The organism is Azospirillum sp. Marseille-Q6669 (assembly GCF_965111635.1).
This window is the reverse complement of record NZ_CBCOOP010000008.1, coordinates 1-23,630: the sequence shown is the minus strand read 5'-3', so window position 1 is coordinate 23,630 and position 23,630 is coordinate 1. Positions and strand designations below refer to the sequence as shown.

Sequence of the window (23,630 nt, the reverse complement as noted above, 5' to 3'; positions counted from 1 at the left end):
CCACCGATGGATGAGCGGAGGCAAGGGCGGATGTGGGCTGACGTCGACACAAAGCAGGACTTCCTGAACTTCTCCGAGGTTGCGGACTTAGTGGTGAACGTGGTCAGTTCGCCAGCGATGCGGCCGGTGTCGGTTGGTGTGTTCGGTACCTGGGGCACCGGCAAGTCCACGCTGCTGAACCTGATCGAGGACGACCTTTCCACCGTGGAGAGGAAGGGCGAGTTCATCGTCGTCCGCTTCGACGCTTGGCTCTACCAAGGGTTCGATGACTCCCGCGCGGCGTTGATGGAGGTCATCGCAACGACGCTCCTTGAGGCGGCCAAGGACAATGAGGGCCTCTTCAAAAAGGCCAAGAGCCTGCTCGGCCGCGTGAACAAGATGCGAGCCCTCGGTCTGGCTGCCGAGGTCGGCGCCCTCGCCATGGGCGTCCCGACAATGGGCTGGCTGAACAAGGCATTCGGGGCAGTCGGCGACTTCATCTCCGGCGACGGTGATGCGGAGGACCTCGATGCGGTGCAGGAGGCCGGAAAGACGGCCAAAGAGCGCGGCAAGGGGCTTCTGGATCCCGAGAAGCAGAGAACACCACCCAAGGAGATCGCCGCCTTCCGCACTGAGTTCGAGGAAGTGCTCCGCGGCCTTGGGAAGACCCTGGTGGTCTTCGTCGACAACCTGGACCGCTGCCTGCCGCCGCAGACCATTCATACGCTGGAGGCGCTCCGCCTGTTCCTGTTCATGGGGCACACTGCGTTCGTGGTGGCCGCCGACGAGGAGATGGTTCGCCACTCGGTCTCGGAGTTCTTCAAGGATCCTGGCAGACGTCACGTCACCGACTACCTGGACAAGCTGATCCAGGTGCCGGTGCGTGTCCCCCGGTTGGGCGTCCAAGAAGTCCGGGCCTACCTGTTCCTCCTCTTCGCGTCGGCCAGTGGTAACGTGCCTGCCGATAAGGTCGAGGTTTTGCGCGTCGGCCTGGAGGATAATCTGCGCAAGGCGTGGAAAGAGGAGCCGATCAGCACCGAAGCGGCGCTTGCGCTGCTTGGCCAGACCCCGCCCGCCGAGGTCGCCTTGGGATTCAGCATCGCGGACCGGATGGCGCCGATGCTGGCCAACTCCACCTTGGTGCAGGGCAACCCCCGCATTGTCAAGCGCATGCTGAACGTCGTGCGGATGCGCTCGCGCGTTGCCAAGCGTCGCCAGATGCCGGTAAACGAAGCCCTGGTCGCCAAGCTGGCCCTGTTCGAGCGCTGCACTGACGCCACCGCGGTCGCCCACTTGTACACGGAGATCAACTCCGCGGCAGCAGGCCAACCCAAGGTGTTGGCGAAGCTTGAAGGCTTGCTCGAGGATCCGTCGGGGTTCAAGGATGCCTGCCCGGAGCCTTGGGCCTCGAAAGTAGAGTTCCTCCGAGAATGGCTCTCGTTGGCCCCGTCTCTGTCGGGGCAGGATCTGCGTCCGCTGGTCTATCTGAGTCGCGAAACCATCCCTCTGCGGGTACTCAAGGGCGGCCTGTCGGCGCCTGCCGCTGAAGCTCTGACGGTTCTTCTTCGAACGACGTCCGCCACGTCGCGGTCCGGACAGGCCGCTATGGCCACCATTCCAGCGGCTGAGCATGCGGCCGTCATGTCGGCGATGATCGAGACCTTCCGGCGCCATAACGACTGGACAGAGGACCCTGCCGGGTTCTCTGGCGCACTGATTCTGGCCGACCATTCAGGCGACGCGGGCCGATTGCTTGCCGCCTTCATTCGGACGGTCATGCCGGGCAAGCCGCGGCCGTGGCTCAATGTCCTGATCAAGGACAAACCCTGGTTCAAGACTGCGGAGAGCCGTTGATGGGCACCTCGACATCTAGCCGTGGTCCCGGCAGCAAGTCGCCGCTGGTTCCGGCGTGGGCCGACACGGACGGCCAAGGCCCCGGTCCCGATCCCGCACCACAGCGGTTCAGAGGCTTCCGGACGAGCCTGGGCAAGTTCGTGGCTGGTGGGAGCCAAGACGACCTTCGCTCCGCGTTGGGCAGGTACGCCAAGACCGCCACTGGCGGCAGGGCGGTGGGACCGCGTCGGTTCGGGTCCATGGTCCGGGCTGGCGGCGCCCTGTTCGACACCATGGCGGCATTCCGTGACGGGCAGAATGCCGCCGGTCTCGACCTCGCCACGCTCAACGGGCAGGACACGGACGTGGTCATTGAGGCCATCGTGCGTGTACTGGTGACCGCGGACGGCGACGCCGAGCGTGTTCGTGTCGCGATGAACGAGGCCCTCTCGGAATGCCTGAAGGGCTTGGACGAGTTCGACTTCGCTCACATCACGGACGACATGATCGTCGACATGATGCTGACCTATGTCGCCCACTGCATCTTCGAGCAGATCATGCTCGATTCCCGTAACGCATTCGCCAAGGCGGCTGCGTCAGGCCGCCTTGAACAGGCGGAGAGGGACCTGCGGGCATTGGTTCGGGCCGCCACGGGCAAGCACATGGGACCGATGCTCTCCGGCAACGTGCGCACGCTCAACGGCCTTCAGGTCGAAGGCGTCCAACTGCGCGCCATTCAGGAGATCTGGGCGGAGTGGGAGACGTACGAGCCATGACCGAAATCATCTGCCATCACGACGCTGCCCAGCTTCCCGTCGGCGGGCCAAGTATTGTTCCAACGCTGATGTACGGCCGCAGACCGCCGCGCGCAGGGACGGCCTCTATCGGAGGCCCGGTTTGCGCTGCGGTACGGCGCCTCGGCGTGCCTGCGCATCGCTGCGCCTTCGACCTTCTGACCGTGGCCATGGCAGTTACGGCCGCCGACACCTTCGTCGACAGGAGGGCATCGGCGGACGGTTGGGCTCGAGAGCTCAGCTTGCGGGTTCCACTCGCCGATCCTGCCCCATGGCGACCAATCCCCCCGCTGCTGGAGGAAGCGCTTCGCTTCCTGAGCGGGGATCTGTGGACCATAGAGTTCCTTCCCGGAGGACCGGACCGACCAATCCCGCAGAGCCGAGGGCGCCTGACGAGTCTCGCCGGTCACGACAGCGTCAGCCTCTTCTCGGGAGGTCTGGACAGCGCCATCGGCGTCCTTGATCTCATGGCACGCGGCAGGAAGCCGGTGCTGGTCAGCCACTCCTACCGAGGCGACGCTGAGCGCCAAGGGATCGTCGGCGCGCGCCTTCCGATCGCCGTATCCCGCTTCGCAGCCGTCGCGAATCCCCTATCGAAACTGGACGACCCCAACGATGTCCAGATGCGGACGCGCAGCTTCAACTTCCTGGCCTATGGCGCTTTGGTCGCGGCTACCATGGCCGAACGCAGGATTGCTCCGGCGCCGGTGGAACTCTTCGTGCCGGAGAATGGTCTCATCGCGCTGAACCCGCCCCTTACGGCCCGCCGCATCGGAGCGTTGAGCACCCGAACCACGCATCCCCATTTCCTCAACCTGATGCAGCGCATCTTGGACACGCTCGCCATCCCGGTTCGGATCACCAATCCCTACTCCTTGAACACCAAGGGGGAGATGCTCAGAGGATGCGCGAACCAGGCGATTCTGGGCACCGTTGCTAAGCGCACTGTGTCCTGCGGGAAATGGAAGAGGACGGGAATGCAGTGCGGCAAATGCGTTCCGTGCCTGATCCGACGCGCTTCTTTCCACGCTGCCGAGATGGCGGACACGACTGATTACGACCCCGACGGTCAGAACCTTGCCGCGGTCATGACCAGAGAGGACGCTAGAGATGACTTGGTGGCGATGGTGCTGGCGGCCAACAGGCTCCCGACTGCGGACTTCGCCCGCTGGGTGCCCCAAGCAGGCCCCCTACCCACTGACCGTGCCGAGCGCGACGCCCTACTGGACGTCGCCCGCCGTGGCATGGCAGAGGTGAGAGCCTACCTGACCAGCATTGGCCTGATCTAGTGAGCGTCCCAGCCGTCGACCTTCATTGCCACCTTGACCTCTACCCGGACCCCACAGACGCCGCCCGGCGCTGTGGGGCCTCGGGGGCTTACGTCCTGTCGGTGACGACGACGCCCAAGGCGTGGCGCGGGACGGCGGCGCTTGCCAAAGGCCATGACCGCATCCGGACGGCGCTCGGGCTGCATCCGCAGATCGCCCATGAGCGCATCGGTGAGTTGCCGCTGTTCGACGCCATTCTGCCTGAGACCCGGTATGTCGGTGAGATTGGGTTGGACGGCAGCCCGGAGTGCAAGCCGCACTGGCGGGAGCAGGCCCGCGTCTTCGACCACGTCCTGGCCGCCTCGGCACGAGCGGGTGGGCGCATCTTGTCCATCCACAGCCGTCGGGCCGCCACCGAGGTTCTGGACATGCTGGCCCGGCACCCAGACGCAGGAGTCCCTGTGCTGCACTGGTTCTCTGGTACCAAGGCCGAACTCCGGCGAGCCGGAGACATGGGCTGTTGGTTCTCCGTCGGCCCGGCAATGATGATGGGTAAGCGCGGGCTCGACTTGCTCGCTGCCATGCCCCGAAATCGCGTGCTGACCGAAACGGACGGCCCGTTCGCCGCGGTCAACGGCAGGCCGCTTTTCCCCGGCGAGGTCTCTACTGCCTGTGACGCGATGGCGGCTTGCTGGGGTGTCACCGCCGACGATGCAATGGCAGAGATCCTGGTGACCTTCCGCAGGCTGTCCGAATCGAAAGTTGGTGGCCCGTCGGCCACCTCACCCGGCCCAACTGCCCATCGGCATGAAGGCTTCTCGTGAACTGGTTGCCGAGCCATGCTCCCGGCTGGCGGGTCTTGGACACCCGCTTGTCGCTGCCCGCTCATTGGGTCATGACCCTCGGATTGCCGGCGTCCGCCGCGCTGTAATCCGCCTCCTCCGGTGCCCAGCGCGGCAACACTCGGGGAAGCCGGGGGCTCAGCTCCGGCCCGACCATCACCGCCACCCTCTCCGTGACGGCTACCTTCGGACCATCAACACCGTCCCCCGTCGAGGGGTGGGTTTGCGGCGGGGCGGGTGTCCAATCCGCCAGGGCCGGTGTCTGGAGTCACCGACCGTCCCTCCGCCGCAACTCGGCGCTCGCCGAAGCGGGCAGAACTGAATGCAGCGGGCCGGGCGTCCACCGGCATGACCACCCCCGCGGGATAAGGAGCGACCAAAGCTCCGCTGCAACTCGATGCCCGTCGAAACGGGCGAAACTGGTAGCGGGGGACGGACTTGAACCGCCGGCCTCGTGGTTATGAGCCACGCGAGCTACCTCTGCTCTACCCCGCATCAGGTGCCGGCTCCCTCCGGCTTGGGCTGTCGGCACGGGCACAGCAGCCCGTTGAATCTCGACCGACAACCTATTCCCTGTTGGCTCCCCGAGGGACGCGCTCCACGCGCCGGGTACCACGCTCTCCCACTGCCGGGCCGTCCCGATCCTGCGATCGGCGTCCGGTTCTCCCGGCATCTGAGCTACGCCGTTGATCCCATCATCGCGTTGCCTGCGCTCAGGGCGGCGGCGGGGGTCGAACCCGCGACCTCGACTTGGCGCCCCGATATGGGGCGAAACTGGTGATCAGGCCGCCGCCTTGGCCGACGCCGCGGTGCAGGCGCCCGGACGGACCCGTCGCTCCTTGCCGTCGTCGCCCTTGGTGACCAGAAAGGCGCCCTCGATGGCGCTGACGGTGGCGGTCACGTTGCCCTTGGCCTTCGGGCCGGGCTTGAACGACACTCGGTCGCCCTTCTTGAAGTCGGCCATGCTGCCCTCCTGTGCGCTGATTGGTTCGGCGCCCGGAGGGCGCGGATATTGCTGTCTCGTGAGCGGAGATATGAAAACGAGTCCACAGCATCGTCAACCCGGTCATTTCGCAGAATTCCAATTTCTGAAAATGAAATTCACGTAGATATTTTGAATTTCAGAGTTCTACCTGTGTAGGGCGGCCAGTTCATAGCTGGTAGACTTCGCCAACTCAATCTCCATGCTTGGCGCCGACGATGCTGACCGACCTCGGCCAACCACCCAGCATTGCTGGGGGACAACCCCGCGTCTCCCCTGCCCTCTACATCGAGATCCGCGACTGGCTGCTGGCCAACGATCCGGACGGGCGAGAGAACTACGAGTGGGCGCAGTCGATCACGCCGCCACAAAAGGCGGAACACCTGGCTGGTGACGTGATCTGGATCATCCTGTGCGCCGGCCGTTCAGCCCAGGCCGCACGGACCCTGGAGAAACGGGTCTGGGCGGCCATCCGCGCCGGCCAGCCCGCGGTGACGGCCTTCGGCTATCGCGCCAAGGCGGCCGCCATTGACCGGGCGTGGGCGGAACGGGATGCGGACTTCGCCGCGTTCCAGGCGGTCCACGCCAAGGGTGACGTGGACGCCATGCTGGAGTGGTGCGGCGCCATCCCCTTCGTCGGCGCCATCACGAAGTACCAGCTCGCCAAGAACGTCGGCTTCGACGTCTGCAAGCCGGACATCTGGCTCGCCCGATGCGCCGGGCTGCCGGAGAAGACGCCCTCAGCGCGGCTATTCCCGGCCTGCCAATCCCTGTGCGCCGGGCTGGCCGCGGCAACCGGTGACCGGATCGCCACCGTCGACTCCGTGCTCTGGCTGGCCGGGAACAAGCAGCTCCTGGACATCGACGCGGCGGGCGTGCGGTTCGTGCCGCGGGTGGGTGTGCGGCGGTCAATTTTCGAGACGGCGGAGTAAGCGGACGTGCCCATTTCCCTGACGTTCGACCCTATTGGAACTGTAATCCAGGCATTCCAGAACCTGCATTCTGACCGCTCCGTCACGGTGTCGTGGTCCTCCAGGCCCCGTACCAAGGGTGTGGACGGCGTGACGATCATGGAGCGTCGGGAGCCTGACGGCTGGATCGACCCGGCGCAGACCTTCGTCGTCCTGGTCGAATCCGAACTGCCGATCGAAGCCGCACTTGAAGTCCTCGCACACGAACTGGCGCATGTCGTCGTCTGCGATAATGACCGGCACGGCCCGGACTTCGACGCCGCGCTTTCTGCCATCCATGCCGAATACATCCGGCTGCATGAGCAGCGGAAAGGTGCAGACGACATTCTGGATGGGATGGAAGCCGCCGACCCGGAGGACCACGACGCCACCGAGGGGTCCCCGCTGTTTGCGAAGGCCATCGAGCTGCTCTCCGGCACGCTGGGCGTTCCGCCGGAACGTGTAGATGCGGGGCTGCAGGAGATCTACCGGCACGGTTACATGCTGAGCTGCTTCGACAGCAACGCGCAGATGCACGCCCAGACCTCGGCGCCGATGCGGGAGGTGGCCGATGCCGCAGACTGATCCGTCCGCCCCGGTCTCAAGCGCTGAAGCCGCCTTCGCTGAGACGATGGCGGAGACCGGCAGCACCCGCGCCGCTGTGATCGCGGCCGTCCAGGCCTACCAGTTCGCCGAGGCCGCGGCGCAGGATGCCGGCGCAAGCGCATCGACCTCGGACCTCCAGTTCCCGACGCAGGAAGACGCCGAAACCCTGTGGTCCTGTCTGACGGTGATGCGCACCGTGATGGAGGAGCAGCACGACATCTCCTCCTTCATGTTCGCCGCCTCCTGCCTGGAAATCGCCGTCGCAGTGCTTGCGGAAACCATGGCGCCCGAACTCATCGCCGCGCATCTCCGCAGCACCATCCTGCGGGTGCAGTCCGGCGAATTCGACCCATCCGACATCGCCAACATGCAGCCGGCCTCGGCTGCGAGGAACTGACCATGACCGAATCCAAGTTCGTGCGCCGCTACGTGAAGCGCTATGACGAGCCGGACAGGTACACCTGCGATGTGGTGTGGACCGACCGGAAAACCGGACGAGAGGTCCTGTCGTACGACGGTGGAGACCCTGCAAGCACGAACCCCGCCTATGGCGGCAAGTCGGATGCGGACAGGTTCAAGAAGATGGGCCTGGACATCTTCGCCGAGATCCCAGTCGAGGACTCCAAGCTGCCCGTTGAGCCGGGAGAGGTTGAGCGCTGTACCGCCGCCCGCGCCGCCCGTGAACAGCGTGAGCGCGAGGAAGCCGAGGCTGTCGACCTGCTCGACTTCCTCGGGGCCGATGCCGAGAAGTTCCGGTTCGAGGATTGGGAAGAAGGCGAAGACCAGATCCTCCGTCCGGCGCTGGAGCGGCGCGGGTTCACCGAAATCAGCTTCTCGATGGGCGAGCAGGACAGCTTCGGCCCGCTGTCGCGCTGGTGCGTCGCCACCGACGGCGACGGTAAGCGCCGCCGCTTCATCTACGGCTGAGGACGCGAGCATGCCCCGCATAGCTCCCCAGCACGCCGCCGATCCCTGGCGCCCCATCCTCGCATGGCCCGACGACTGCCTGGTGCAATGGGGCGGCAAGGGCGTCGTCCTCTCCGCATCCGGCTCCTATGGCACCGCGTTCTTCGAGGCGTTCCCCAACGACGGCAGCGGGGGTTTCCTGCGCGGTGAAGGGAAGACCATCGATGAGGCGGAAGCGGACTGCTTCGGCCAGTGGCAGCGGCAACATGCCTGCCACACGACTGGCGGTCACCGATGGACGCGGACGCGCCGGCTGAAGTCTCGTGGTGACGGCATGGACCCGCGCCCTCGTCGCGGCCATGTCGTCCGCGTCAGCACCTACACCAACGGCGGCTGCTTCTGCCTGAAGTGCATGGCCTTCGCGACCGCGATGGCGGAGGTGGTGGAGCTGGGGGCCTGGAAGGCGCCGCTCTCCGTCTCCGAGTTGGAGACGATCGCGGACGGAGGCCTTCGGCAGGAACCATGGGAGCGCCGCGATCCTGTGCGCTGGGCGAAGTATCGCCGGCGCCTCGCGCTGCGTGCAAAGCTGCATGGCCTGAAGCTGCCAAATCCGAACCACCCCGCGCACGCCCTTGCGCCGGATGCCGACCCGTTCGAGGACGACGTCTATCGCATGGCCTGCCGGGAGGCAGTGGTCCGCTTCTACGCGAAGGAGCACCTGAGGTTCCGGGCGGCGTCCAGCGCGCAAGGCGCCAGCATCACCGGATTCTTCGACGGGCTCCACCTCGCCTCATTCCACCGTGACGCCGTGAGCATGGGCCTGCTGCCTGCGGCGGGATCGCTCTTCCAAGCCCTAGCTCCCAATCCAGCACCAGGAAACGACATGCCCCATTTCATCACCGAAGATGCACCCGTTGTGCGGCAGTCCACGAACACGGACACGGCCGCCTCTTCGCTTCCCGCACCAATCTCCATGCTGCTGTTCTGTCCCCGCTGCGGCACTCAGCACGTCGACGCGCCGGACGAGACGACCGGCTGGACCAACCCGCCTCATCGCTCTCACCTCTGTGCAGGTTGCGGCTGCGTCTGGCGGTCGGCCGACGTACCGACCAGCGGTGTGCTGGCCATCGCCACTTCGGGAAAGGCGGACAACTGGAAGGGCGCCGATGCCGTCGCCGCGGCAGAGGCGAAACTGCTGCGGACGTTCAAGGACATCATGACGCTTGCCGGTGCTGCCCGCGAAGACGCAGCGCAGCTTCCCGGAGTGACCGACATCCTGATCGGCAAAATCGCAGGCCTGTCGCGCGCAGCCTCCATCGTCGCAGCCGCGATGGACGACCCCGCAGAGTGCAGCATTCAGGTTGGCGCCTTCAGGGAAGCGTCAATGCATCCTGGCGCGCTTGATCCGTTCCAGGTGGTTGAGCAGGTCGGCCAAGTCGTCGGCGTCCTCGATGCTGAGCGAGGACATCTCCCGGTCCCCGACGCGGGCGACGTCGCCGGTCGTCGTGTTGATGACCATCCAGCCATTTCCGGCGGGGTTGGGGGCGATGTCGTAGATCGCGTTCATAAGCCGAGATTGGTTCTCGTCGGCGGTCCACGCCATTGCGATGAGGGGGTAAACCGGAGAGCAACCGGACAGGCCCCTTTGACGGCCGACGAGAGCGCCCTCACCGTGCCGACGGGAGACCGGCCATGAAGACGATCTCCCTCTGGCAGCCGCACGGCTCCCTGCTGTTCATCATCGACCCCGCCACCGGGCGCCCCTTCAAGCTGCACGAGACGCGCCATTGGGCGCCGCCGGCCCGGCTGATCGGCCAGCGCATCGGCATCCACGCCGCGAAGAACACCGCGGACCTGGAGGGGTTGCAGGACTATCTCCGCGACCGGGACGCCGGGGGACCTGAGTTCGCCTGTGACGAAGCGTTCCGCATCGCGCTGCGCCAGCGGTTCGAGAAGCTGGTCGACATCCCGCGCGGCTGCCTGCTCGGCACCGCCGTGCTGGTTGCCGCGCACCGCACGGAATCCCAACCGATGGCGGAATGGAGCCACTTCGGCGACTTCTCCCCGGGCCGTTGGGCTTGGGAGATAGGAGAGGTCCGCGCCCTTCCGGAGCCGGTTCCGTGGCGCGGGGCGCAGGGCTTCTTTGACGTGCCGGACGAGGCGTTCGCCACCGCTATTGGAACTGCAGCATGAGCCGCCCCACCCTTCCAATCACAGAAGCCGAGGCACGGCGCACCGATCCCGCCGTTGAAGCCGCCGCCCTGGCGCTCCTCAAAGCCATGGCCGAGGCCGGCCTTTCCGGTGAGTTCCTCGACATCACCGCCGTGTTGACCCCGCGGGAGGGCGGCGTCTGCCGCCGGGTGCGCGCCGGCATCTCGGTGGTGATCGGCGATCCGGAGGAGTTTGAGGATGCCTGATCCGGTCACCACCATCACCGCGGTGCTGCGCGCCGTGCTACCGCCGGGGGTCCCGCCTTCCTTCCGCCGCGTCCTGTGCGCCCGCTTCGATGGCGCCGGGCAACGGCGCATCGTCGTCGCCGACCTGGAGATGGCGGACGGTCTCACCGCAACGGTCGAGGCGTGGCGCTACGCGCCGGGCGGCTGGGCGCATCGGTGGCTCGCCATGGCGGGTGGGCCGATGTCCTGGAATGGCCGGCGCTGGGTCCGAGACGATCAGCAACTACGGCTTAAGGGGATCTGACACCATGGCATTGACCTTGGATGACATCAGCGACGCCAGCCACGGCGAACGCATGGCGCACTTCCTCCATCAGACCAGCGGGAAGACCGGAAGCAGCCCGGACCTCACCCCGGCCGAAGTGGATCATGCCTGGTGCTGCGCCACCGAGGAGATGCTGAACGAGGCTCACTGCATGCTGCGGCACCTGACCGGCGTCACGCCCAGCGTATAGGAGGAGAACCCGTGAAGCTGATCCTCTCCCGCAAGGGCTTCGACTCCTCTGCCGGCAGCGTCCCCTCCCCGATCTTCCCGGACGGCTCAATGGTCTCGCTGCCGATCCCGAGCCGTGATCCGGTGACCTATTCCCAGATCCGCTGGAAGGACACCAACCTGGGTGAGATCGCCGCCGCGCTCACCGGGCGCCCGCTGTTCCGCCGCATCCCGGCCCACCTCGATCCGGACCTCGCTTTAGACGCCCGCCCGCGCCTGCCCGGCTGGCGGCCTGCATTCGGCCAGACCGGTGCCGCACAGACGCACCTCGCCAACCAGGGCGTCGGTGTCGGCGACCTGTTCCTGTTCTTCGGGTGGTTCAAGGAGGTGGAGGAAGACGGCGCCGGAGGCTGGCGCTACCGCCGCCGGGCGCCGGACCTGCATGTGCTGTTCGGCTGGCTTCAGATCGAGGAGCTGCTACGGCTTGGACCCGACAGCGCCACGCTGCGCGCCAGCCGTCCGGAGTTCGCCGAGCATCCACATTTCAATGGCCGCTGGGACGCCTCCAACACCGTCTACGTCGCTTCGGAGCGGCTGGTGATCGACGGGAAGGATCTGGGCGTGCCGGGCGGCGGGACGTTCCCGCGTTTCCATCCCGGACTCCAACTCACCAAGCCGGGGGAGAACCGGGGGACTTGGTCCCTGCCGGGCTGGTTCCTGCCGGCGGACGGGCCGGTGCTGTCCTACCACTCTGACCCGGCCCGGTGGGCGCGGGATGGGGAGCGGTGCACGGTGCGGACGGTTGGGCGAGGGCAGGAGTTCGTGCTGGACGTGCCCAGCACGCGAGACGCGGTAGATTGGCTTGCAACCCTCATCCAAGTGGAGCGCCAAGCGCCTCCATCAGAAACGACGCAATCTCAGCGCCTTCCTGCCATCTCGGCAGGTAATGATCTGTATTAGGAAAGATCACCAGCTTTGAAGAGCAACCGCATTGACAAAGTTTCTCATGCAAATCAACGGCGGTCCTCACGCTTACTCGGTCATCCTTATCGCCGTGCAGTATGAGGGTCGTAGTTTTAATTTTCTCGGCGTGATACAGGGCGGAACGCTCGATCCCAGCCCTTTCGGTACCGCCAGATTCCTCAACAAATGCGGTGTGGATGCCCTTTATGAGAAAGGTGCTTTCATCGACCAAGTCATAGGAGCCCGCCGCCAGCACAAGCGCCCACAGGGACGGCTCGGCGGTGGCCACCATGGCCGAAACGACAGCTCCACGGCTCCAGCCGCACAATGCGATCCGGCTGGAATCTACGCTCGGCATGGCGCGAAGGTGCGCCAGCCCTGCCCGAACTGCTGCCTGAGACCGCGGCCCGCAGAAATCCGGAAGGCCATCGGTCGCCCCATAGCCGGGCATAGATACAGCCGCCGCCACGTAGCCCATGGCGAGAACCGAACTGAAGAGGCCGGCTCGAACCGCCCATTCCGCACCGGGCCTGGGTTCATCCTGATGACCGTGCATGAGCATGACCGCTGGGCGGGAGCCGCCGCCGGGTGGGCACTCGATGATGAGTTCCACCTTGGCGCCGCCCATGTCGGTCGGGGTGAGGAACATCCGTTCGTGCATGCCGCCTACTTCACCGCTGATCCGGACAGGTGCGAAACCTCCTCCGCCCTGACCTCGCTTTTCAGATCATCCGACAGCAGGGCATAGGCGCGGAGCAACCTCGCAATTCCTATCAAATCTCTCCCGACATCAGGTTCCGGCGCAAGCACCTCTGCCCGCTGCGCTGACGACAGGCGCTCCAGGCACGCCACCATGGCATCCAGGATCAGATCGACCGGGCGGCGCGCATGCCACCTTGCATTGACCGTCGTTCCGTCAGAGCCAAGATTGGGGGCTATAAGCAAAGCTGTCTGCGTCAGGCCAACTCCATCGAGCCGCGACCGCTTCAGTCCGGACGGCCAGCACTTGGATCATGCCGACGCATTTCGCCGCATATTGGGGTCGAATCCGTCGAGAAGCGCGGGGACACGGATACGAAAGGGAGAGAGCATGAGAGCGACACGACGCGCCGTTCTTCACAGTGTTCTGGCCGGGGCCGCCCTTATGATGCCGCTGCGCGTCCAGGCACAGATTGCAGAAACGCCGGTTCGACGCATTCCATCCACGGGAGAGGCCATTCCTCCCGTGGGCTTGGGCACCTGGATCACGTTCAATGTCGGCGACGATCCTGAACTGCGCGCCGAATGCGCGGCGGTCATGCAGGCATTCTTCGAAATGGGGGGCCGGATGATCGACTCCTCGCCCATGTACGGCTCCTCCCAGGAGGTGGTCGGGGATGGCCTCCGGAAGCTGGGGCACCCCCCTGCCCTTTTCGCGACGGACAAGGTCTGGATTTCTTCGGGCACGCGCGGGCCGTCGCAGATCAAGGAGTCGCGCCGCCTGTGGGACGTGCCCCGCTTCGACCTGCTTCAGGTGCACAACCTACTGTCCTGGGAAGACCATCTCGAGACGCTGTTCGCCATGAAGGCGGCAGGTCAGCTCCGCTACGTCGGCATCACGACGTCGGAGGGGCGGCGCCACGACCTGTTCGAGGAGATCATGCGCCGACAGCCTCTCGATTTCGTGCAGCTTTCCTACAACATCGTCGACCGCGAAGTAGAGGAGCGCATCTTGCCGCTGGCAGCGGCTCGGGGGATGGGTGTCATCGTCAACCGCCCATTCCAGCAGGGCGTGCTGCTCCGCAGGCTGTCGGGCCACCCCCTGCCCTCCTGGGCCACTGACATCGACGCCTCCAACTGGGCACAGTTCGTCCTGAAGTTCATCATTTCCCATCCGGCCGTCACCGTAGCCATCCCGGCGACCAGCCAAGTCGCCCATGTGCGGGAGAACATGGCCACAATGGCGGGGCCGATGCCCGATGCCGCGATGCGGCGACGCATGGCCGATTATGTAAGGGACCTCTGATGCCGGAATGGTGGACCTATTCGGCCGAAGACTTTCTGCTCTTCAGCCCGCGCACCTACTGGCGGCTTATCGAACGGCACAACGAGGCACTCTGGCCGGCGCATGTTCTGCTGCTGCTCGTCGGCGCCGCCATTCTGCTGGGTCTCATCCGGCCTCGCCCCTGGTCGCATCGGGGAGTCGCCTGGACCTCGGCCGTTCTGTGGGCGTGGTTGGCCTGGAGCTTCCTATGGGAACGCTACGCCACCATCAACTGGGCGGCATCCTATGTGGCGCCGCTGTTCGCGCTTCAGTCCATCCTGCTGGCCCTGATCGGGAGCCGGCTTCGCTGGTCGCTCTCATGGAACGGACGGGCGCTCGCAGGGCTCGCGCTGTTCCTCTATGCGCTTGCCCTGCACCCCCTCGCGGCATTCCTCGTCGGACGGACCCTGCGTGGAGCCGAGGTCTTCGGCATCACTCCGGACCCAACCGCAATCGCTACCATCGGCTTGGTTATGATGGCGGAAGGACGATGGTCGTGGTTGCTGCTCGCCATGCCGATGGCGTGGTGCCTCGCCAGTTGGGCGACATTGCACAGCTTGGGCGCACCGGAGCAATGGGTGCTTCTGGGGGCGGCACTGGCTGCCCTCATTCCGGTCGCACGTCGGCGCACGGCCTGCCCGCCCTCGAAGGAGCATTCCTGACTGATACCGTCGAGCACAAGTCAAGCCTTACGCTCGACGGTAATGGTCCCGACGGCTGCCCAAGAGAGCCCGCTGAATTCAAACGCTTTTCGATCGACCCGCCATAGTCCTGGAAGCCCAACACCTCCCGGCCCACCGCGTCTGGTAATTGGGAGCAAGCACGTCGCCCAGCTATGGCCGGATCATCGCTGACGAACAGTGCACGCTCAGAGTGGAAGCAAAATTAGCCTTCACGTGAACTGCTTTCCATTTTTAAACGCGCGTTTTCTTTCGAACATAAATTTCCTATTCCGTTCTGTGTGTTCGTTGTCCACTCAATAGCACCACCGTAAAATCAACCATCACCGCCCGCTCTACTGACCCGGCATCCGTTTCGCGATGCCGGGCACACCCCGTTCTTGCCCTCATGGGGAACCCGCATGTCCGTCTCCGCCCAGGTGCGCGCTCCGCAGCTTGCCGACCTCTCCGCCCAGATCGGCGCCGGTACCAAAATCTCCCCGCAATTCCTGATCGGCATCGCCAACCAGCACTTCGGCGGCACCATGGCCGCAGGCACCTACACGACGGCGGACGCCTACGACCTTGCGGAACAGGCGCTCAATCGAGTGATCCTGGAACGCCGTGTCATGCTGGCCCCCACGGTCGGGCTGGTGTCGGCCCAGGTCCGGGTCAGCGACCTGGAGGCCATGGGCGCCCTGCTGCCGACGCGCACCCGGCGGGATGATGAAGTCGAGGCTTTCGACCAGTTCAGCACGCCGCCGGCCCTGGGCTTCGCCGCGGCGTGGCTGGCGGACCTGAAGCCCGGCGACGTGGTGCTGGAGCCGAGCGCCGGTGTCGGTGGTCTCGCTGTCCATGCCCGGAACGCCGGCGCATCGGTGGTCTGCAACGAACTGTCGGAGCGCCGCGCCGTACTGCTGGAGGGGCTGGGGTTCGCTCCGGTCTTCCGTGAGAACGCGGACCACCTCCATTCCGTGCTGCCGAAACAAGTATTGCCCACGGCGGTACTGATGAACCCGCCGTTCAGCGCCACCGCGGGCCGGCTGGGCGACAAGGCAGACCCAATGACCGCCGCCCGCCACGTCGACCAAGCGCTGAAGCGGCTGCTGGTGAACGGACGGCTGGTGGCGATCTTGCCGCCGGGCATGGCCTTCGGCGCCGCCCGGTTCCGGGACTGGTGGCGGCAAATCATCCAGGTCTATTCGGTCAAGGCGAACGTGCTGCTGGACGCCCGCGCTTTCCGAAAAGCCGGGACCGACATCGCCGTCCGGGTCGCGGTGATCGACAAGACCGGTCCGACGTCCGCAACGAACCGCCCCATCGTGGCGGAGCTGGACTCCATCACCAGTATGCTGGCGGTGCTGGAGAGCGTCCGGCTGAACCGGCCGCACGTCGTTCCCGCCGCAGGTCCGAAGATGCCGGCTGCGGTCGCCCGCCCCGCGACGCCGACACCGGCCCCAGCGCGCCGCGCCGATGACGCGGCCAAGCCCAGCGCACCGTTCACCGAGCCGCAGCCGGCACCCGTCCCACCCCCGGCCTCGGCCATCGCCGTCGAGCAGACCAAGACGCGCGACCGCCACGATGCCCCGATCACCGACACCAAATACGAGCCCTATGAACCGCAGCGCCTGAAGGTGCCTGGCGCGCGGCCGCACCCGTCCAAGCTGGTCGAGAGCGCCGCGATGGCCGCCGTGCTGCCACCGGAGCCGCGGTACACCCCGCACTTCCCGGAGAGCGTCATCCTGGAGGGGCGGCTGTCGCTCGCCCAGCTCGAAGCCGTGATCTATGCCGGTCAGGCTCACGGCGAATTCCAACCGGCCGCGCCAGGGGAGACACCCTGCCGAGCCGGTTACGCGATCGGTGACGGAACAGGCGTCGGTAAAGGGCGCGAGGCCGCCGGCATCATCTTCGACAACTGGCACCAGGGCCGCCGCAAGGCGCTCTGGATCACCAAGAATGATTCCACCCTGCTCGGCGCCGCGCGACGGGACTGGTCCGATCTCGGCGGCGATCCCTCGATTATCTTTCCGCTCTCCAAGACACCCGCGGGCGAAGCCATCAAGGCGCCGCACGGCATTCTCCTGGTCAGCACCGGCACCCTGCGCAGCAAGCCGCGAGAGAAGATCACCCGTCTCCAGCAGATCCTCAACTGGCTGGGCCCGGACTTCGACGGCGTCGTCATCTCCGACGAGCATCACGCCGCCGCGAACGCGGTGGAGACGGACGGCAGTCGCGGCAAGACGAAGGCCAGCCAGACCGGGCTGGCGTCGGTGGACCTCCAGAGGTCCCTCCCGCTGGCGCGCATCGTCTACGTCTCGGCAACCCTGGCGGATAAGGTCGAGAACCTGTCGAGTTGCGACCGCCTCGGCCTGTGGGGCTTCGGCACCCCCTTCGCCACCAAGCTCGCCTTCATCGACCAGATCAAGTCCGGTGGCATCGCCGCGATGGAGATCGTCACCCGCGACCTGAAGGCCCTTGGCCGCTACGGTGCCCGCTCCCTCTCCTACGAGGACATCCGGTACCGGCGGCTGGTCCACGACCTGACGCCGGAGCAGGTCGCGCTCTACGACGAGATGGCTGAGGCGTGGCAGATCGTGCTGGCCAACGTCCACCAAGCAACCAAGCTGGTCGGCACCGCGAGCGACGGTCAGGCGATGTCCAAGACAATGAGCGCCTTCTGGGGAACGCACCAGCGCTTCTTCAATCAGGTTCTCACGGCCATGATGATGCCGACGATCCTCCAGGAGATGGAGGAGGATGTCCGGGCCGGGCGGTCGCCCCTGCTTTACTTCGTCAACACCAACGAGGCCGCCCAGGAACGCGCCCTTGCCCGTGAAGGCGCCGAGGAGAACCTCGACGATCTCGACACGTCGCCGCGGGAAAGCCTGATCCAATACCTAGAACTCTGTTTCCCGGTGAAGCAGCACGAACCCTATGTCGATGAGGCCGGAAACATCCGGACGCGGGTCGCCACCGACAAGGCCGGCGCCCCGATCGTGAACCAGGAAGCTCTGGAGATGCAGGAGAACCTGCTGGGCCGCATCGGGTGCCTCCGCGTCCCGAACGGCCCGCTGGAGCAGCTTCTGGACCGCTTCGGCCCCGACATGGTGGCGGAGCTGACCGGGCGAACCAGGCGCATCGTGAAGAGGCCGGACGCCAGCGGTGTTGTCAGGCCGGTGATCGAGCCACGCGGCAAGGCCCACATGATGGCCGACCTGATAGCCTTCCAGGAAGACCGGAAGCCCATTGTCGCCTACAGCAACGCCGGGAACACCGGCATCGACCTCCATGCCGGTCGGAAGTTCAAGAACCGCCGGCAGCGGGTGCTCTACATCGCCCAGGCCGGGTGGAGCGCGAAGGAGGCGACCCAGGCCGTAGGCCGCCCACACCGCTCCGACCAGGACTCTGCCCCGGAGGTCGTGCTGTGCACCACCAGCCTGAAGGGGCACAAGCGGTTCATCACCTCGATTGCCCGGCGCCTCGGCCAACTCGGCGCCCTCACCAAGGGACAGCGCAACACCGGAGAGCAAGGGCTGTTCAGCGAACGCGACAACCTCGAAGGCGAATATGGCTCCGCCGCCCTGTTCCAACTCATCAAGGATCTGGACTCCGGCAAGGAGGTCGGCGGCCTCAACATCGATGAGTTCCAGCGGCAGTTGGGCTTGAAGCTGTTGAACGACGAAGGCGACCTTCTGATCGCGAAGCTGCCGACCGTGAAGCAGTTCCTGAACCGTCTGCTGTCGATGCGCGTCGATCCGATGAACCGCCTCTTCGATGAGTTCGCCTCCCGGCTGGATCAGGCCGTGGAGGCAGCGGCCGAGGCCGGCCTGCTCAACGTCGGGGTGGAAACCGTCATCGCGGACAGCATCGAGGTCATGTCGCCGCCGCGCGTCGTCTACACCTGCCCGCGGACCGGCGCCGAGACCACCTACACCGAACTCAAGGTCTGGCGCCGGAACAACCCCGTCACGTACGACGAGGTGATGGAGAAGCACCCCGACATCCTGCGGTTCGTCAAGAACCGGAAGACCGGGCGTGTCTATGCCCTCCGCCCGGCGCACAACCGAACCGACCTCAAGGATGGCTCCGTGGTACCGCAGTACCGGCTCGTCGGGCCGCTGCACACCCATTATGTCGACGCGAAGCACATCGATGACCGCTTCGCGACCTACGACCGCATCGGCATGGAGAAGGCCCGCTCCGCCTGGGCCGCAGAGGTCGGACAGAGCGAGCCGTTCCAAGTCGAAGCCATGCACGTCATCTCCGGCATCCTGCTGCCGATCTGGGACAAGCTGGCGGACAGCGGAGAGCCCAAAGTCTATCGGCTCCAGACCGATGACGGCGCCCGCCTTCTGGGGCGCGTGGTTCCGGCGGTGCAGATCCGTCAGGTTCTCGCCAAGCTGGGGGCCAGCTATGGGAAGCCCTGGTCACCGAAGGAGGCCATCGAGACGGTTCTGGCCGGTCATGACCTCCAGCTCGCCAACGGCTGGCGGGTGGTGCGTGCCAAGGTCTCCGGCGAGGCCCGCATCGAACTGAAGGGGCCGTACTGGGCGGACTATCACCAGGATCTGAAGAAGGTCGGAGTGATTCAGGAGATGATCTCCGGCGCCACCCGGTTTTTCGTGCCGCACGGCGGGCCGGGGGTGATGGCGAAGGTGATCCAGTTCCGGCCCGTGGTGGATGGAGGGATAGCGGGGCGCTAAGGGGCCGTTTTCAGAACTCCACGAGGCGAGCCGCGACGAAAAAGATGCAGGCTGCGGTGAGCAGCGCATCGACGATGGCGCCCCGCCTGACATGGCGGCGATCCAGGCGTTTGTTGGCGAGTAACCAAGCATTGACGTGCTCGACGATACAGCGGACCTGGCCGAGGCCGGAGCCGTGCGGCTGGCCGATCTTGCGGATGATGGGTTGGATACCTTCACGCAGGCAGAGCCATCGGTTGTCGACGCTGTCGTATCCGGCGTCCGCATACAGGCGCGCGATGTTGGCGCAGACCACCATGGCCAACCGGAGCAGGTCGGGGAGGAGCCGGGTATCGTGAACGTTCGCCGCGGAGGGCAACGCCGCCAGCGGAAGGCCGTCCGCCGTGACGACCAGGTGGTACTTCGTACCCAGTTTGCCGCGGTCGGTCGGGTTCGGGCCTGTGAAGGCCCCACCGCGCTTGGCTCGCACAGAACAACTGTCCACCACGATGTTCCATGCCTCAGCGGCGGCCTCAGGGCCGGAGCGGACCATGCGGGTCAGCATGGCATGAACCCGGCGCAGGACGGCGGTCGTGCTCCAATTCATCAGCCGACGGCGCAACGTTGACCCGCAGGCTCGGTGCGGCGAGGCCCGGAGTTCCCGCCACTGCACGCCCTCGCGCAGGAAGAACTGGAGCGTCTCAAGGACCATGCAGGTCGGGATCGGTGGTCGCCCTGTTCCCGCCGTGACCCGCTCGATCTGGTCAATGACGCCTGCCACCAATTCGACCTCGGTCGGCCCCATCCTCACTTCCCCATGCCAAAGGCAGGGAAACCGGTGCGGGATCACCGAATGTCGGAGCGTTGTGAGTAGGGTAAAGGCAACCGCATGCCTGAGCGACACCGCCGGGCATCGCTCCACCTATGCCCTTTACCGACTATCGCCAGCCCGTACTTTGGATCACCATATATCAGGAAAATATAAATCTGACGCCATAAGTGAAATCCATCGCACTATGATGCAGAAAGGGCGATATGACGCCAATATCCCGTCTGAAAGAAATGATACCAAATCTTCGATGCTATTCCAGGGCGCTGACTGGAAATTGGGATCTCGCCGATGAGCTAGTGGCAGAATGTTTGCACATTGCCATGGAAAATTTAGATGAGATCCCCCATGACGGTATGCGCGTTTGGCTGTTTACCCGTTTGCATAATTTGATCGCCCACATGGCTCCTAGTGGTCAGCAACCGCGAAAGACGTCGGCCCTGGCACGCGGTCCGCCCAGCGACGCTCACGTTGCAGATAGTCGTGAACCCGGACTGCAATTGGCCTTTCATGCACTCACGTTTGCGCAGAAAGCCGTTCTCTTTCTGGTGGTCATCGAGGAGTTTTCGGCCCAAGAGGTGGCGATCATCACGCGCATGACGGTGCGCAACGTAAGGCAGTCCCTTCGCGAGGCGCTCGATCAACTCAGCGCATTGCCCTTGGGCTTCCTTGCCCTCAAGGAAGGGGGAAGCGGATGAGCGAACAGGCACCAGGGATCTCTCGCCAGCAACTTGATGACTACGTCAGGGGCAAACTCGACGCGGCGAGTTCTGGGCGTGTGGAGGCTTATTTGGCTGACAATCCTGACGTCACGGTGCAGATCCAGCAGGATTGCAGGGTGCAGGAACGTCTGCGCGAGATGTTCGCTCCTGTTCTCTCCGACCCAATTCCGAAGCGTCTGCTCGACATTCTCAGGTCGGTTCGGTCCAGGGTTTCTCGCTCCGGTAAGCCTTGATGGAACTCTTCGTTCCCTGATCCTGTCCGTCGCTGCTGGCGTCAGAGATTGACCAACTCGCGGTATCGGCGGGCAATGGCAAGGATGGCGTGCAACTCTCCGCCATCAGTGTGGATTTCTACCTGGTCCAGGTCATGGGATGGGGCAAACTCCATCACGAAGATAACCGCAGCATCAAAGGTTTCGAACTCGCGCGGACTGATAGGCCAAAATTCACTATCGACGCTCGATGCTGAGGGGTTAAATCGGGGCCCGTGCACGCGGCAGACCATGGTCTCCTCCGTCGTGCTGGCGATCAGTCATGCTGACAACATGTCACTCTACGCCGATACCAAGGCACCACCTAACTGTTTCGACACGACACATTTGCCAATCAGATGCTCGCGCCCTGGTAGGCGCCGATCGGCCCGTTTTACGCAGAATGATCGTTACGGAAAGCCGCAGGCGGTGATCAGCAGATCAACTACAGGTACGTGCGGAGGGCTTCGCCCGAGTTCTGGAAACTGCCCCTAAGCTCCGCTTCAAATTTGGGATACCGTGAGCCGTCTCGCCAAACAGCTTTGCCTTACACGGCGGCTCGCCCCCGTTGGAAAGCCGCCGTGATAGTCTGCGCGCCTATCGCCGTGAGCGCAGACCGTTACCCTTTCCTTGTGCCCGCTCCCCAGCATCATGAGCGCTGCGCGTCATGTCTTGCATGGCTCGCATGGCGATCTGGCTCAACCGCGAGCCCACTTCCATCATGGCCTGCATGTTGTCCTGCACATATCGGCTCTGCACCTCGGCGAGCTGCATCGGGGTGGCGCTATGCGCGAAGGCCTGAGACGCACGTTTGCTCGTTTCAACAGACTTGTTCATCCAATCCATCCAGGCATCAACCACCTCACGGGTGGCGTCGGCGGTCGCCATCGGCAGGGCGGCCATGGTCTGGATGGCGGCGCGAGATGGCAGCGCCGTATCGGCGTAGCTTCTGGCCGTGCGAGCCATGGTCGAAGTCGTCTGTTGCGCCGCTTGGCCGATGAGGCCCGCCGCTTGGCGCGAAGCTTCCGTAGCGACCTCGGCTCCGGCCCGCGCCATCGTCCCACCGGTCTTCAGCGCCTGCACGCTGCCCTCCGTCATCGCCTCCGCTGGGCGCGTCAGCGCGGCACTCGCTTCACGGATGCGTTGCTTTTCGGCCTCCGCTTCAGCCTCCACGCGCTCCGCCTCCTCGCGTTCGCGGCGTGCGGCGGCTCGACGTTCTTCGGCTTCGTCGCGCTTGGCTTCTTCGATCCTGGCCCGGCCAGCCTCCAGCTTCTCGGTGACCGCCTGCGCCTCTTCCTCACTCAGCGCTTTGCGCACGGCCGGCAACAGCTCTTTGCGCTCGTCGCGTACGTGCTGCTGAAAGACCTTCTTCAGTGCCGTAACCTTTTGAGCGAAGCCATCATCGTCCTTGGGCGTACGCTCCAGGTCGGTCAGCAGCGCACGAACCTGCTTGTTGTCGTTGATTGCGTCCGCCACCAAGTCCTTGGTTTCTCTGTGTTTCTTTAGAACCGGAAAGAGATGTTGCTCTTCCAGGCGCGCTTGAACTTCCAACTCTTCCTTCAACTCGGCCAGCAGCTTTTCGCGGGTTTTCACCGCGCCGCTGGAGGTGTCGGCCAGTTTGGCGAACAGCTCGTTTGCCTTGGCGGGACTGTTTTGAAGCAATTGCGTGATGGTCATCGCATCCTCCCAACCTGTCGGTGCGTCACACTTGCAGGGCAATGTTGCATCGCAACAAAAACCCAACTCGGGAGCCTTCCAATAGTTCCCACCTCCAACGGGGAGCGTGCCTCCCTTCGGTCGAGGGTGAGGAGTGGGAAACACCCGTCGTCGTACTCTCCATCAGGGACTCCGCCATTCTGTCACCACCGACTGCGGGTTCCCGCCGGCGATCAGCCAATGCAAGATCAGAATAGGGAAAGTTGAATGGCTCTGCCTATGACCTTCTCGAACGTTTGGCTCACGGGGGCTGACGCGCGCTCGCCCCTCCTGACAGGCTCAATCACTTGGATTTCCAGGTCGTTCGCCTCGAACAGGCCGCGCACCACCCCGTCAACAGCCACGCACTCGTTGATGTGGCCGACAGCCTTCCCGCGCTCGTCCAGCAGGCAGATGGAAAAGCACGGGTAGGAAGGGCCGGGGTCAGCGTAATGGTAAGGACCGGAAACGGACGAGACCGTGAAGTGATCGACGTGCAATCCTCCCCAGGTGCGCCGAACCTCGATGCGGTCACCCGATCGCAAAAGCTCTGGCACCATCGGTTCTCCGGGCGGCGTCTGCCGGAACTTCAGATTCCACCCGCCTTCAGGCGCCGTGTAGGCGCAGTCGCGGAGAAAGGCATTGCTGGGCTCACGCATGAGCGCCTCCTTGTGACAAGGCAGCAGCGCCGGCCGGTGTGAGGAAGGCCAGCCCACCTTCGACATCAATCAGCCCGGCGGACATGAAGTCATCGAAA

Annotated in this window: 25 protein-coding genes and 1 tRNA gene; 19 read left to right on the top strand and 7 right to left on the bottom strand. The window is 64.9% G+C overall.

Translation table 11 applies throughout. The features are described from left to right. Positions 1-30 precede the first annotated feature (30 nt). The 4 genes from ACWPXE_RS32515 to qatD all read left to right on the top strand — a co-directional run bounded on the left by ACWPXE_RS32515 (position 31) and on the right by qatD (position 4,698). Entirely contained in the window at positions 31-1,833 is a 1,803-nt protein-coding gene (locus ACWPXE_RS32515; protein WP_454021158.1) for a P-loop NTPase fold protein, read from the top strand. Positions 1,834-2,072: 239 nt separating this feature from the next. Then, the gene (locus tag ACWPXE_RS32510; RefSeq protein ID WP_454021157.1) at positions 2,073-2,588 is read left to right on the top strand and encodes a hypothetical protein; all 516 of its coding nucleotides are present in this window, start codon (positions 2,073-2,075) and stop codon (positions 2,586-2,588) included. Then, a complete protein-coding gene (qatC, locus tag ACWPXE_RS32505; protein ID WP_454021156.1) occupies positions 2,585-3,895 on the top strand; it encodes a Qat anti-phage system QueC-like protein QatC in 1,311 nt (436 codons plus the stop codon). The genes ACWPXE_RS32510 and qatC overlap by 4 nt, the downstream gene beginning before the upstream one ends. After that, positions 3,895-4,698, top strand: coding sequence for a Qat anti-phage system TatD family nuclease QatD (qatD, locus tag ACWPXE_RS32500; RefSeq protein WP_454021155.1), 804 nt, complete (start codon positions 3,895-3,897; stop codon positions 4,696-4,698). Before qatC ends, qatD begins: the two co-directional genes overlap by 1 nt. Before the next feature lie 438 nt (positions 4,699-5,136). On the opposite strand, the gene ACWPXE_RS32495 is transcribed toward qatD, so the two are convergent. Continuing rightward, positions 5,137-5,211: transfer RNA gene (locus ACWPXE_RS32495), tRNA-Met, on the bottom strand. Positions 5,212-5,497: 286 nt separating this feature from the next. Beyond that, positions 5,498-5,680: a hypothetical protein gene (locus tag ACWPXE_RS32490; protein WP_454021154.1), complete on the bottom strand. Its 183-nt coding sequence runs from the start codon at positions 5,678-5,680 to the stop codon at positions 5,498-5,500. A 236-nt stretch (positions 5,681-5,916) separates the two neighbouring features. On the opposite strand from ACWPXE_RS32490, the gene ACWPXE_RS32485 reads away from it, so the two are divergent. From ACWPXE_RS32485 to ACWPXE_RS32440, 10 genes are read left to right on the top strand one after another with little or no spacing between them, the layout of a single operon-like run. Next, a complete protein-coding gene (locus tag ACWPXE_RS32485) occupies positions 5,917-6,630 on the top strand; it encodes a hypothetical protein (protein WP_454021153.1) in 714 nt (237 codons plus the stop codon). Between the two features lie 6 nt (positions 6,631-6,636). Then, positions 6,637-7,233 (top strand): hypothetical protein, encoded by a 597-nt coding sequence (locus ACWPXE_RS32480; protein ID WP_454021152.1) that lies wholly within the window; start codon positions 6,637-6,639, stop codon positions 7,231-7,233. Then, positions 7,220-7,651 carry a hypothetical protein gene (locus ACWPXE_RS32475; protein ID WP_454021151.1) on the top strand — a complete coding sequence of 144 codons (432 nt, stop codon included), beginning with the start codon at positions 7,220-7,222 and terminating at the stop codon, positions 7,649-7,651. The genes ACWPXE_RS32480 and ACWPXE_RS32475 overlap by 14 nt, the downstream gene beginning before the upstream one ends. A gap of 2 nt (positions 7,652-7,653) precedes the next feature. Next, positions 7,654-8,181 carry a hypothetical protein gene (locus ACWPXE_RS32470; RefSeq protein ID WP_454021150.1) on the top strand — a complete coding sequence of 176 codons (528 nt, stop codon included), beginning with the start codon at positions 7,654-7,656 and terminating at the stop codon, positions 8,179-8,181. Positions 8,182-8,191: 10 nt separating this feature from the next. After that, on the top strand, positions 8,192-9,856 hold the full coding sequence (locus ACWPXE_RS32465) for a hypothetical protein (protein WP_454021149.1): 1,665 nt from the start codon (positions 8,192-8,194) through the stop codon (positions 9,854-9,856). After that, positions 9,853-10,353 carry a hypothetical protein gene (locus ACWPXE_RS32460; RefSeq protein ID WP_454021148.1) on the top strand — a complete coding sequence of 167 codons (501 nt, stop codon included), beginning with the start codon at positions 9,853-9,855 and terminating at the stop codon, positions 10,351-10,353. The genes ACWPXE_RS32465 and ACWPXE_RS32460 overlap by 4 nt, the downstream gene beginning before the upstream one ends. Continuing rightward, on the top strand, positions 10,350-10,577 hold the full coding sequence (locus ACWPXE_RS32455; protein ID WP_454021147.1) for a hypothetical protein: 228 nt from the start codon (positions 10,350-10,352) through the stop codon (positions 10,575-10,577). The genes ACWPXE_RS32460 and ACWPXE_RS32455 overlap by 4 nt, the downstream gene beginning before the upstream one ends. Next, entirely contained in the window at positions 10,570-10,860 is a 291-nt protein-coding gene (locus tag ACWPXE_RS32450; protein ID WP_454021146.1) for a hypothetical protein, read from the top strand. The genes ACWPXE_RS32455 and ACWPXE_RS32450 overlap by 8 nt, the downstream gene beginning before the upstream one ends. A gap of 4 nt (positions 10,861-10,864) precedes the next feature. Next, positions 10,865-11,071 (top strand): hypothetical protein, encoded by a 207-nt coding sequence (locus ACWPXE_RS32445; RefSeq protein WP_454021145.1) that lies wholly within the window; start codon positions 10,865-10,867, stop codon positions 11,069-11,071. Between the two features lie 11 nt (positions 11,072-11,082). Then, positions 11,083-12,009 (top strand): Nmad3 family putative nucleotide modification protein, encoded by a 927-nt coding sequence (locus ACWPXE_RS32440; protein WP_454021144.1) that lies wholly within the window; start codon positions 11,083-11,085, stop codon positions 12,007-12,009. On the opposite strand, the gene ACWPXE_RS32435 is transcribed toward ACWPXE_RS32440, so the two are convergent. Further along, on the bottom strand, positions 11,921-12,673 hold the full coding sequence (locus ACWPXE_RS32435; RefSeq protein WP_454021143.1) for an alpha/beta hydrolase family protein: 753 nt from the start codon (positions 12,671-12,673) through the stop codon (positions 11,921-11,923). The genes ACWPXE_RS32440 and ACWPXE_RS32435 overlap by 89 nt on opposite strands. A gap of 483 nt (positions 12,674-13,156) precedes the next feature. On the opposite strand from ACWPXE_RS32435, the gene ACWPXE_RS32430 reads away from it, so the two are divergent. From ACWPXE_RS32430 to ACWPXE_RS32420, 3 genes are all read left to right on the top strand, one after another. Next, positions 13,157-14,017: an aldo/keto reductase gene (locus tag ACWPXE_RS32430; RefSeq protein ID WP_454021142.1), complete on the top strand. Its 861-nt coding sequence runs from the start codon at positions 13,157-13,159 to the stop codon at positions 14,015-14,017. Further along, a complete protein-coding gene (locus ACWPXE_RS32425) occupies positions 14,017-14,697 on the top strand; it encodes a DUF6064 family protein (RefSeq protein ID WP_454021141.1) in 681 nt (226 codons plus the stop codon). Before ACWPXE_RS32430 ends, ACWPXE_RS32425 begins: the two co-directional genes overlap by 1 nt. 419 nt (positions 14,698-15,116) lie before the next feature. Then, positions 15,117-19,397 carry a strawberry notch-like NTP hydrolase domain-containing protein gene (locus ACWPXE_RS32420; RefSeq protein ID WP_454021140.1) on the top strand — a complete coding sequence of 1,427 codons (4,281 nt, stop codon included), beginning with the start codon at positions 15,117-15,119 and terminating at the stop codon, positions 19,395-19,397. Between the two features lie 10 nt (positions 19,398-19,407). Here the strand turns inward: ACWPXE_RS32420 and ACWPXE_RS32415 are convergent, their stop codons facing one another. Continuing rightward, positions 19,408-20,181 (bottom strand): IS5 family transposase, encoded by a 774-nt coding sequence (locus ACWPXE_RS32415; protein WP_454021139.1) that lies wholly within the window; start codon positions 20,179-20,181, stop codon positions 19,408-19,410. A 230-nt stretch (positions 20,182-20,411) separates the two neighbouring features. Here ACWPXE_RS32415 and ACWPXE_RS32410 point away from each other — a divergent pair, with 230 nt between their 5' ends. Together ACWPXE_RS32410 and ACWPXE_RS32405 are read left to right on the top strand one after the other, a co-directional pair. After that, positions 20,412-20,903 carry an RNA polymerase sigma factor gene (locus tag ACWPXE_RS32410; RefSeq protein WP_454021138.1) on the top strand — a complete coding sequence of 164 codons (492 nt, stop codon included), beginning with the start codon at positions 20,412-20,414 and terminating at the stop codon, positions 20,901-20,903. Further along, positions 20,900-21,160 carry a hypothetical protein gene (locus ACWPXE_RS32405; protein ID WP_454021137.1) on the top strand — a complete coding sequence of 87 codons (261 nt, stop codon included), beginning with the start codon at positions 20,900-20,902 and terminating at the stop codon, positions 21,158-21,160. Before ACWPXE_RS32410 ends, ACWPXE_RS32405 begins: the two co-directional genes overlap by 4 nt. A 41-nt stretch (positions 21,161-21,201) precedes the next feature. Here ACWPXE_RS32405 and ACWPXE_RS32400 read toward each other — a convergent pair whose 3' ends face one another. From ACWPXE_RS32400 to ACWPXE_RS32390, 3 genes are all read right to left on the bottom strand, one after another. Then, entirely contained in the window at positions 21,202-21,432 is a 231-nt protein-coding gene (locus ACWPXE_RS32400; protein WP_454021136.1) for a hypothetical protein, read from the bottom strand. A gap of 343 nt (positions 21,433-21,775) precedes the next feature. Next, positions 21,776-22,855: a hemerythrin domain-containing protein gene (locus tag ACWPXE_RS32395; protein ID WP_454021135.1), complete on the bottom strand. Its 1,080-nt coding sequence runs from the start codon at positions 22,853-22,855 to the stop codon at positions 21,776-21,778. A 227-nt stretch (positions 22,856-23,082) separates the two neighbouring features. Next, the gene (locus tag ACWPXE_RS32390) at positions 23,083-23,532 is read right to left on the bottom strand and encodes a hypothetical protein (protein WP_454021134.1); all 450 of its coding nucleotides are present in this window, start codon (positions 23,530-23,532) and stop codon (positions 23,083-23,085) included. Positions 23,533-23,630 lie beyond the last annotated feature (98 nt).

Excerpts from the sequence above, each read along its gene's own strand:
- ACWPXE_RS32390 (WP_454021134.1), bottom strand. The coding sequence starts at position 23,532 with ATGCGTGAGCCCAGCAATGCCTTTCTCCGCGACTGCGCCTACACGGCG.
- ACWPXE_RS32410 (WP_454021138.1), top strand. The coding sequence starts at position 20,412 with ATGACGCCAATATCCCGTCTGAAAGAAATGATACCAAATCTTCGATGC.
- qatC (WP_454021156.1), top strand. The coding sequence starts at position 2,585 with ATGACCGAAATCATCTGCCATCACGACGCTGCCCAGCTTCCCGTCGGC.
- ACWPXE_RS32435 (WP_454021143.1), bottom strand. The coding sequence starts at position 12,673 with ATGCACGAACGGATGTTCCTCACCCCGACCGACATGGGCGGCGCCAAG.
- ACWPXE_RS32445 (WP_454021145.1), top strand. The coding sequence starts at position 10,865 with ATGGCATTGACCTTGGATGACATCAGCGACGCCAGCCACGGCGAACGC.
- ACWPXE_RS32430 (WP_454021142.1), top strand. The coding sequence starts at position 13,157 with ATGATGCCGCTGCGCGTCCAGGCACAGATTGCAGAAACGCCGGTTCGA.
- ACWPXE_RS32490 (WP_454021154.1), bottom strand. The coding sequence starts at position 5,680 with ATGGCCGACTTCAAGAAGGGCGACCGAGTGTCGTTCAAGCCCGGCCCG.
- ACWPXE_RS32460 (WP_454021148.1), top strand. The coding sequence starts at position 9,853 with ATGAAGACGATCTCCCTCTGGCAGCCGCACGGCTCCCTGCTGTTCATC.
- ACWPXE_RS32510 (WP_454021157.1), top strand. The coding sequence starts at position 2,073 with ATGGTCCGGGCTGGCGGCGCCCTGTTCGACACCATGGCGGCATTCCGT.
- ACWPXE_RS32465 (WP_454021149.1), top strand. The coding sequence starts at position 8,192 with ATGCCCCGCATAGCTCCCCAGCACGCCGCCGATCCCTGGCGCCCCATC.
- ACWPXE_RS32475 (WP_454021151.1), top strand. The coding sequence starts at position 7,220 with ATGCCGCAGACTGATCCGTCCGCCCCGGTCTCAAGCGCTGAAGCCGCC.
- ACWPXE_RS32400 (WP_454021136.1), bottom strand. The coding sequence starts at position 21,432 with ATGGTCTGCCGCGTGCACGGGCCCCGATTTAACCCCTCAGCATCGAGC.
- ACWPXE_RS32405 (WP_454021137.1), top strand. The coding sequence starts at position 20,900 with ATGAGCGAACAGGCACCAGGGATCTCTCGCCAGCAACTTGATGACTAC.
- ACWPXE_RS32450 (WP_454021146.1), top strand. The coding sequence starts at position 10,570 with ATGCCTGATCCGGTCACCACCATCACCGCGGTGCTGCGCGCCGTGCTA.
- ACWPXE_RS32415 (WP_454021139.1), bottom strand. The coding sequence starts at position 20,181 with ATGGGGCCGACCGAGGTCGAATTGGTGGCAGGCGTCATTGACCAGATC.
- ACWPXE_RS32420 (WP_454021140.1), top strand. The coding sequence starts at position 15,117 with ATGTCCGTCTCCGCCCAGGTGCGCGCTCCGCAGCTTGCCGACCTCTCC.
- ACWPXE_RS32455 (WP_454021147.1), top strand. The coding sequence starts at position 10,350 with ATGAGCCGCCCCACCCTTCCAATCACAGAAGCCGAGGCACGGCGCACC.
- ACWPXE_RS32515 (WP_454021158.1), top strand. The coding sequence starts at position 31 with ATGTGGGCTGACGTCGACACAAAGCAGGACTTCCTGAACTTCTCCGAG.
- ACWPXE_RS32470 (WP_454021150.1), top strand. The coding sequence starts at position 7,654 with ATGACCGAATCCAAGTTCGTGCGCCGCTACGTGAAGCGCTATGACGAG.
- ACWPXE_RS32395 (WP_454021135.1), bottom strand. The coding sequence starts at position 22,855 with ATGACCATCACGCAATTGCTTCAAAACAGTCCCGCCAAGGCAAACGAG.
- ACWPXE_RS32485 (WP_454021153.1), top strand. The coding sequence starts at position 5,917 with ATGCTGACCGACCTCGGCCAACCACCCAGCATTGCTGGGGGACAACCC.
- ACWPXE_RS32425 (WP_454021141.1), top strand. The coding sequence starts at position 14,017 with ATGCCGGAATGGTGGACCTATTCGGCCGAAGACTTTCTGCTCTTCAGC.